Consider the following 8,173-nt stretch of genomic DNA (forward strand, 5'->3'; position numbering starts at 1 on the left):
ACCTCACTCGTACCTCAATGCCTCTGTCGGCGGAAGCTTGACCGCCTTGATTGCAGGATAAAGTCCTCCGACGATTCCGACCGCAATAGCTATGGCAAATGCCTGAATGAATATCTTTGGAGTGAACAACGGTTCGATTCCCATTTGCGGACCCAGAAGTGTGCATGCCCCAAATCCAATTAAAGAGCCTATAATGGCTGAGACAATTGTAATTACCAATGATTCACCAACAATCATTCCAAGAATTCTTTTGTTTGACCATCCGACAGCTTTCAAAACTCCAATTTCTCTTGTTCTTTCAAATACTGACATGAGCATTGTGTTGATGATTCCAAGACCTCCCACAACAATGGCCAGAAGTGAAATCGCCCAGGTGGATGCCTGAAGCATGTTCAACATGTCTGCCATTTGTGTCATCTCCATTACTGATGTGATTGTTGTTATGTCATCACCGTATTTCGCATCAATCCTGTCGGCAACTTCCTGAGCGTCAGCGCCCTTTTCGACCTTGACATAGATGTTTGAAATTGAATCCTCATCATCCATCAGCTCCCCAACCTTGGAGATTGATGTGAAGACTCCGCCGGCCATGTTGGAATCTCCTGTTTCATAGATTCCCACAACCTTAAATTCCTCGCCGTCGATTTTGATTTCATCCCCCACCTTATAGTCATTGTCATCGGCATATATTTCACCGAGAATGGCCTCGTTTTCACCATCCTCCATTATTCTTCCATCCTTCATGGATATGTCTGCCAATTCCGTACCTGCAGGGTCAATACCGATCAGCGTATTCATGTAATCATCACCTACCGATGTCAGAACGACATAAATCGGATATGCTGATTCTACGCCTTCAACCTTTGAAATCTTGTCTGTCCATGATGCATCAATGGTGTTTGTACCATAAGCCGAATCCCCGGTTTCCTTTCCTGAAATCTGAAAGTCGGCACCTCCCGCATGAATTGTGTCTTCAAAGGTATTTACAAGACCATCTGTGATTCCACCAAGAGCCACAATGACAATGATGCCTATTGCAATGCCCACAATAGCCAGTATTGCACTGTTCTTTCTCCTGAATGGATTTTTAAGAATAAATTTTAAAAATGACATAATACTAAATAGTAGTGTAATATATAAATAACTAATTATACCATTAGCCAAGATGCAAAAATCGGGTGATGAAATGCACAAGAAAGTACTTTTAGAAAATGTTGAAAGGATTCACACAACAGAAATGGGCATTGGAAGGATTCAGAAAAATTTAGGAATATCAGATGAGCCTGTAAACTATTGCATTTCCAAATTGAAACAGGACAATTCAACTGTTGCCAAAGAGGGTAAAAATTACTATGTTGATGTTGACGACTGCATAATAACAATTAATTCAAGCAGCTTTACAATAATCACAGCCCACAAAAAATAAGTTTCAGTTATTCTTCTTAATCAATTCTTCGAGCTTTTCAAGGTTATCGTTAACCTCATCGAACTTTTTATTCAAAGAGTTCCTGGAAGAGTTCAAAAAATAGCTTTATAATTTTAAAAAAAAAGTAAAAAAAAGAAGAGATTTGTAAATCTCTTTAAATCTAATCATCCATGTCTTCAAATCTGGATTCTAATTTTTCCATTACACCAGGAAGTGAAGTGTATTCCATTTCTTCAGCAGGTAGATGTAAGTTGCGATTTTAGCAGCTTGTTCACGGGTTGGGTCGAATGCAGGGTCGTCAAATAAGTCGACTGGTCCGATCAATTCACCGTTAGCTACTTGGAAACCTAATCCTACTACTCTAGGTGGTCCGTCGAATCTGATTGGGTTTGCTTCTGCTTCTGATACAGGCATCATTGGACCGTTGTGGGATCCTCTCATCCATCCGCTTACCATGTGTGGGAATGCAAATGGATCTACACATTCACCGTTAGCAGGGAAACCAGATTGTGCTCTTACGATACATACTGGGTCGTCTTTACCGACGTATTCTCCAGCCATTAAGTTTAATCTTTCGGTACTTATTGCAGCTGCGATTTCACCGTTTTTCTTCCATACTCTTTTGATTACGTATCTTCCGGTGGAACCGATTAATGCGAGCAAGTCGTACATTTCTTCAGGACAGTTTAAGATAACTTTTCTGTGTTCGATTACATCGAATACTTCAAATTTGAATCCATCGTGTAAGGATGGGTCGATTACAAGACCTGCAGTGTTGAATGGGTCTGCAAACATTCTGAATACTGGCAAGTTGAATGCACCAGGTTCGGTTTTGTCACAGCAGAACACTAAAACAGGGTCGGATGGCCTTTCTTCAAATTCAAATTCTGCAACACCAGGACCCATACCTTTGATGTTACCGGAGAAGGTATCGGATAACAGGTCTTGACCTGCACCGTATAATTTCAATTCACGTGCTCTTTCGGTAGCTTTCATGAATGCATCATATGCGGTTTTGTGAACTTCTTCGTTTTCTTCCCCTTTGTCGTGGGTCATGATTAAGTCTATGTCGTCTCCGCAACGGGAGATATAGTAATCTTTTATGATACCTGCTTCTAAAGCTTCGTTTAAAACTTCATCACAAATATCCATTAATTCTGGGTGTGCGACACAGTGTCCGGACACACTTCCGATATCAGCTTTAATTACACTAACTGTAGTTTTCATTTTAAATACCTCGAATTAGTAAATTATTATTTACTAGACATTTATTATTTTTGATTTGTATACTATTTAATTATTATGTTAATTTTAAAAAAAAGTGGAAAGTGAAAACCTAATCAAGTTTTCTGATTTTCTCAAATGCCTTTTCGATTTCGGCATCCTGGTTCATTGCTTCGCATGCCTCTTTTACGCGATTTAAATCTGCACGGGTTTCAGGGTATTTCGGAACAGCACTGCATCCTCCGTCATCAATTTTGGAAATTTCAAATGTTCCGATTTCCTTTGCGATTGCTGTGATTTCCTCCTTGTCAAGGCCTATCAGCGGTGAGAGTATCGGCATGTCGACGCCGTATCTTGTGGCCAGGATATTGGAAAGTGTCTGTGATGCGACCTGTCCGACGCTGCTTCCGTCGACTATTGCATCCGCACCCACTTTTTGGGCCAGCTTTTCTGCTATGTGATACATTCCTGATTTGCACAGAACGCAGGTCATCTTTTCAGGGGCATTGTCCTTGGCCGCCTGCAGGTACTCGCCGTAATCTATTATGCGTTTCCGGATAGGGTTTCCCTTGGCGTAGATGTTCAGCTGGTCGACCAGCTGGTTGAAGAGCTCTGTGACCTTCGGGCCTGAGAAGGGGTCGTTGTTACAGTGAAGCGCCACTACTTCGCAGCCTCTTTTCATCATCAGATATGCCGCTACAGGGGAGTCTATTCCGCTTGAGAGAAGCACTACAACCCTGCCCTGTGTTCCCAGAGGCAGTCCGCCGGGACCTTTGATTTTTTCATGATATATGAAAGCCTTGTTCTCCCTGATTTCAACGAATATTGTCAAATCAGGATTTGTCAAATCGACTGGAGCAAGGACAACGCTTCTCACAACACCTCCGCAATGGGCAGCCATTTCCTGAGAGGTATAATCGTGATTTCCAACACGGCGGCACTTGATTGCGAATTTTGTGTCTTCATCGAGAATTCCTTCTGAAATCAGCTCTTCAGTGTATGCAGTCAGGGTCTCGTCGATTCCATCATATGTGGAGTCGGTCGAGGTTGCAGGGGAATAGGACACCACTCCGAACACCCGGTTCAGCTTTTCGATTCCCTCATCAAAATCCTGCGGGAAGATATAGATTCTTCCCTGATTTCTTTCGACTTCACATTCGAATGTGGCCTTGATGTTTTTGACCAGTTTCCTTTCAAAGCGTGACCTTATCTTTGGACTCTTGAGTCCGATTTCACCGTATCTTGCAATAATTACGTCATGATTCATTTAAACATCCCAATTAATTTTAATATCTCAGTTTTTGAACTCCCAATTACAGATATACATTTTGATTTAATACCTTAAAAAAGTATTTAATGATAATTTAAATATCTTTAACGATAAAAAAATATGTATATGTATAGTTTTTTGATTTGCGCCGCCGCACTGATTGCATCATATTTCATTTACGGAAAGGCTATCGAAAGGATAGCGGGAGTTGACGAAAGCGTTGAGACACCGGTCCACAGGCTTGAGGACGGTGTCGACTACATCCCAATGCCAAGATGGAAGCTCTACCTTGTTCATTTCCTCAACATTGCTGGTCTCGGACCGATTTTCGGTGCCATACAGGGAGCTTTGTTCGGCCCTGCGGCATTTTTGTGGATTGTGCTGGGTACAATCTTCATCGGAGCGGTCCATGACTTCTTCTCAGGATTCATGTCCCTCAGAAGCGACGGGTTCACAATGCCTGAAATCATCTCAAAGTATCTTGGAACCAAAGCCCGGAAGTTTGTGGGCGTCATCATCGTGATAACAGGTATTCTCGTTGCATCCACATTCGCAACAGGCTCAGCCGATCTTCTTGCAAGCCTTACAGGCATTCCAACATTAATCTGGCTTGTGGTAATATTCATCTACTTCCTCATAGCAACCCTCTTTCCGGTCGACAAGATCATCGGAAAGATCTACCCGATATTCGGAGCCCTGTTCCTTCTCATGGCGGTGCTCATGATAGGTGCGCTTATACTGAACCCCGCATACACAATTCCGGAATTCACAACACAGGGACTGTACTTCACAGACAAGTCAATCTTTCCATACCTCTTTGTGACAATAGCCTGCGGTGCGATTTCAGGTTTCCACGCATCACAGTCCCCTATCGTTGCAAGATGCATGACCACAGAAAAGGATGCAAGACCGGTGTTTTTCGGAGCAATGGTTCTTGAAGGCATCACCGCACTCATCTGGGCGGCAATCGCAATGGCATTCTTCCACGGCCAGCCGCAACTTGCCGTACTCTACGGTGCAACACCTTCCATCGGCGTGAATCAGATGGCAACAACACTGCTCGGACCTGTCGGACTGATTCTGACCATAATCGGAGTTGTGGTATGCCCTATCACCTCAGGAGACACCGCCCTTAGAAGCTCAAGGATAACACTGGCCGACGAGCTCAAGATAAATCAGGAAAAGCTGGCTTCAAGGGTCAAACTGGCAGTGCCCCTGTTTATAGTGTCATTTGCCCTGACATTTATCGACTTCAGCCTGATTTGGAGATACTTCGCATGGGTGCAACTGATTGTGGCCACCGCAGTTCTCTATGCTGGAACGGTCTATCTGATTCAAAACAAGAAACACTATATCGTCGCACTGCTTCCGGCAATTGCATGTACCCTGATTGCATTCGGATACATTCTCCAGGCACCGGAAGGTTTGATGTTGCCTTCAATGACTGCAAACGTGATTTCAGTCATTGCTACCGCCGTCATAGCAATAATTTTCATAAAAAAATATAAAAAATAGAAAAAGGATAATGATTATCCTTTGATTAAGTCGACTGCAGTCTGGATGGCTTCATCCATCTTGTCTGCATTCTTACCTGCACCCTGCGCTAAGGTCAAACGGCCTCCGCCGCCACCGCCTAAAACGCCTGCTGCAGTTTTTATTATCTCATTTATTTTTACGCCGGCATCTATTGCTGATTGTGATGCCGCACCGACAATCTTTCCGTCACTGTTACCCATTACGACAACATCGGCCTTGCCGTTGTCGGTAAAGTCTGTCGCCATCTTCTGAAGCTCCTTGAAGTCGGATTCAATCAGTTGGTGGACCACTTTCAAACCGTTTATCTCATCATACTCATCGGCAAGTGAGTTCATCTTAAGGGAAGCGATTTCGGATTTCAGACGGTCAATCTCGTTTTTCTGTGCCTTCCATTCTGAAAAGAACCTGTCACAGGTTTTCGGCAGTTGGTCGTTTTCGACCTTGAAGATGCCTGAACTTTCACGCAGAAGCCTGCTGTCATGCTGCATTGAGTCTATTGCGGCAAGACCTGCTGAAAAGTCAATCCTTTCGACACCGTCCTGAACCCTTTCGGTCTTGTTGATCTTGATAGGTCCGACGACACCTGTCCTCATGACATGTGTTCCCGCACATGCCTGAACGTCAACTCCAGGGACCTTGACGACACGAATCATCTTGCCCGGAACGATACCTCCCTGATAGAGAACGAATCCGTAGAGCTCCTGGGCCTCATCACGAGTGTGGAACTGGATGTCCAAATCGATGTTTGCCATGACGTATTCGTTGGCGAGCTTTTCGATTTCATTGAGCTCGTCCTGTGTGATACGCTTGTAGTGTGAAAGGTCGATACGTGCCCTTGTAAGGTCATTCTGTGATCCTGCCTGCCAGATGTGCTGACCCAATACCTTACGTGCAGCCGCAATCACAAGGTGGGTTCCTGTGTGGTGGCGCGCAAGGGTGATTCTTCTCTCCCAGTCCAGTTTGCCTTCAACTTTTTTGCCAATCACGTCATCTGTGACGTCCCCATCTACATGATGCAATACGACATTGTCAACCTTTTCGGCATAGTACATTTTAAATGAATTTCCGTCAATGGAAACTTCACCTATATCGGAAGGTTGGCCTCCTCCTTCAGGGTAGAACACGGTTTTATCGAAGATGAGACACTTGTCCCCATCCTTCTCAACCAGGCCCAAAACCTCAGCCTCGAACTCTTCCTGGTAGAAATCCTTATAGAACAGCAAGTCGGTTTCAGGGAAATCCACCTTGAATGTGGACTTCTTGTTGGTAGTGTCCTTTTCATGCGCTCCTGCAACCTGAGTGAAGAAGTTATCCGGAACGTTTACTGTGAAATCGTCGCCTGCCATTTCAACGACCGTTTCCGGAGGAATACCGTGAGCGTCGTATAAGTCGATGAGCATTTCAAGAGGCATTTCTGACTTGCCCTCTTTTTTGAGCCTTTTGATGGACCTTCTGACGATGCTTTTTCCCTTCTTGACTGTTGCGGCATACCTTTCCTCTTCCAATGTAATGATGTTCATGATATGCTCTTCTGAATCACGGATTTCAGGGTAGAACTTTGAGAGGAAGTCCAATTGGATTTCCATCACATCCGCCAAGGATTCCTTCATGTCCAGTTCCTTCATGAAACGGATGGTTCTTCTAAGGACAAGCCTTGCAAGGTATCCTTCCTTAACGTTTGAAGGGATGATTCCGTCAGCAATCATGAATGCGAGACATCTTGTGTGGTCTGCAATGATGTAGATTGCCTCCATAGGCTCGGCGGCCTTGAGATATTCATCTAAAGAGAGGTCCAGACTGTCTGCAACCTGCTGTCTTAACTCTTTTAAATCACCGATGTCCTCGATGTCCATCATACCTGCAATCTGGGCGTTCCTTCCCTGGATGTCCTCGTTGATCTCAACTCCTGTGAGCTCTTTGAGCTTGTCGACCACAGGGGCGAAACATGCGTCATAAGCTGTCGGAGTCCCTTGAGAAATCCATGCGATTCTTTCAAGACCGTAACCGGTATCCACAACCTTGATAGGGATTTCCTTCTTGGATCCGTCCTCAAGGGTTTCGTACTGGATGAACACCAATGTGGCGAGCTCGACACCACGGCAGCATACCTCGTAACATGGTCCCTCGTTACCTCCGCCGGCCCACCAGGACTTGATGAATGTGATTTCCTCAGTGTTTATGCCGATGTGGGCAAAGAATTTGTGGCACAGTTCGATTGTGCGGTCTTCCCAGTAGATGAAGTCATCCTCCTTGTTGATTACAGTATGGGTTCCCATTGTAAAGCATGTCATGTGACGGCCTGTCCTACCGACATTGTCGACATCGTTGAGCCTAATTGAAGGCTGAGCCATTTCAATCGGATTTGCAGGCGGCTTTACAAGTCCTGAGGTAATCCAAGGCTGGAAACAGAAGATTGATGCTCCAACGAGGAATACGTCGTCCCTCCACCTTTTGGCAAGGACCGGATATCTTGGGACATGAGTGTGCCCTTCACTTTCTAAAAATTCTCTAAAGACCTTTTGGATTTCATATAAGTTGTACGGCTTATCGGTGGCAGGGTTTGCGATAAACTCATACTCGTCACACGGAGCGTCCCCACAGGTGTCTCTGTCAATCTGTGAGTAGAACTCCTGTCCGCAGGTTTTACAAGTTTGTTTCTTATAACCAAGTTCGTCAAAAATTTCTACCATAATAATCAGTTTAAAAGATTTATTAGT

At 44.5% G+C, this 8,173-nt stretch carries 5 protein-coding genes and 1 pseudogene; 2 read left to right on the plus strand and 4 right to left on the minus strand.

Features of this window, described 5'->3' with window-relative positions:
• Positions 1-3: 3 nt before the first annotated feature.
• Complete coding sequence (locus tag QZN27_RS03480) at positions 4-1,113, minus strand: ABC transporter permease (RefSeq protein WP_296783671.1); 1,110 nt, start codon at positions 1,111-1,113, stop codon at positions 4-6.
• Between the two features lie 73 nt (positions 1,114-1,186).
• Between QZN27_RS03480 and QZN27_RS03485 the strand changes: the two genes are divergently transcribed.
• Positions 1,187-1,426: a DUF3781 domain-containing protein gene (locus tag QZN27_RS03485; RefSeq protein WP_296783673.1), complete on the plus strand. Its 240-nt coding sequence runs from the start codon at positions 1,187-1,189 to the stop codon at positions 1,424-1,426.
• A 160-nt stretch (positions 1,427-1,586) separates the two neighbouring features.
• On the opposite strand, the pseudogene fbp reads toward QZN27_RS03485, so the two are convergent.
• A pseudogene (gene fbp / locus QZN27_RS03490) lies at positions 1,587-2,653 on the minus strand (fructose-1,6-bisphosphate aldolase/phosphatase).
• A gap of 109 nt (positions 2,654-2,762) precedes the next feature.
• Positions 2,763-3,917, minus strand: a complete 1,155-nt coding sequence (gene thiI / locus QZN27_RS03495) for a tRNA uracil 4-sulfurtransferase ThiI (protein WP_296783674.1) — start codon at positions 3,915-3,917, stop codon at positions 2,763-2,765.
• Between the two features lie 123 nt (positions 3,918-4,040).
• On the opposite strand from thiI, the gene QZN27_RS03500 reads away from it, so the two are divergent.
• A complete protein-coding gene (locus QZN27_RS03500; RefSeq protein WP_296783676.1) occupies positions 4,041-5,435 on the plus strand; it encodes a carbon starvation protein A in 1,395 nt (464 codons plus the stop codon).
• A 14-nt stretch (positions 5,436-5,449) separates the two neighbouring features.
• On the opposite strand, the gene alaS is transcribed toward QZN27_RS03500, so the two are convergent.
• Positions 5,450-8,146, minus strand: coding sequence for an alanine--tRNA ligase (gene alaS, locus QZN27_RS03505; RefSeq protein ID WP_296783679.1), 2,697 nt, complete (start codon positions 8,144-8,146; stop codon positions 5,450-5,452).
• Positions 8,147-8,173 lie beyond the last annotated feature (27 nt).

Source organism: uncultured Methanobrevibacter sp. (genome assembly GCF_900316895.1).
Lineage (GTDB): Archaea > Methanobacteriota > Methanobacteria > Methanobacteriales > Methanobacteriaceae > Methanocatella.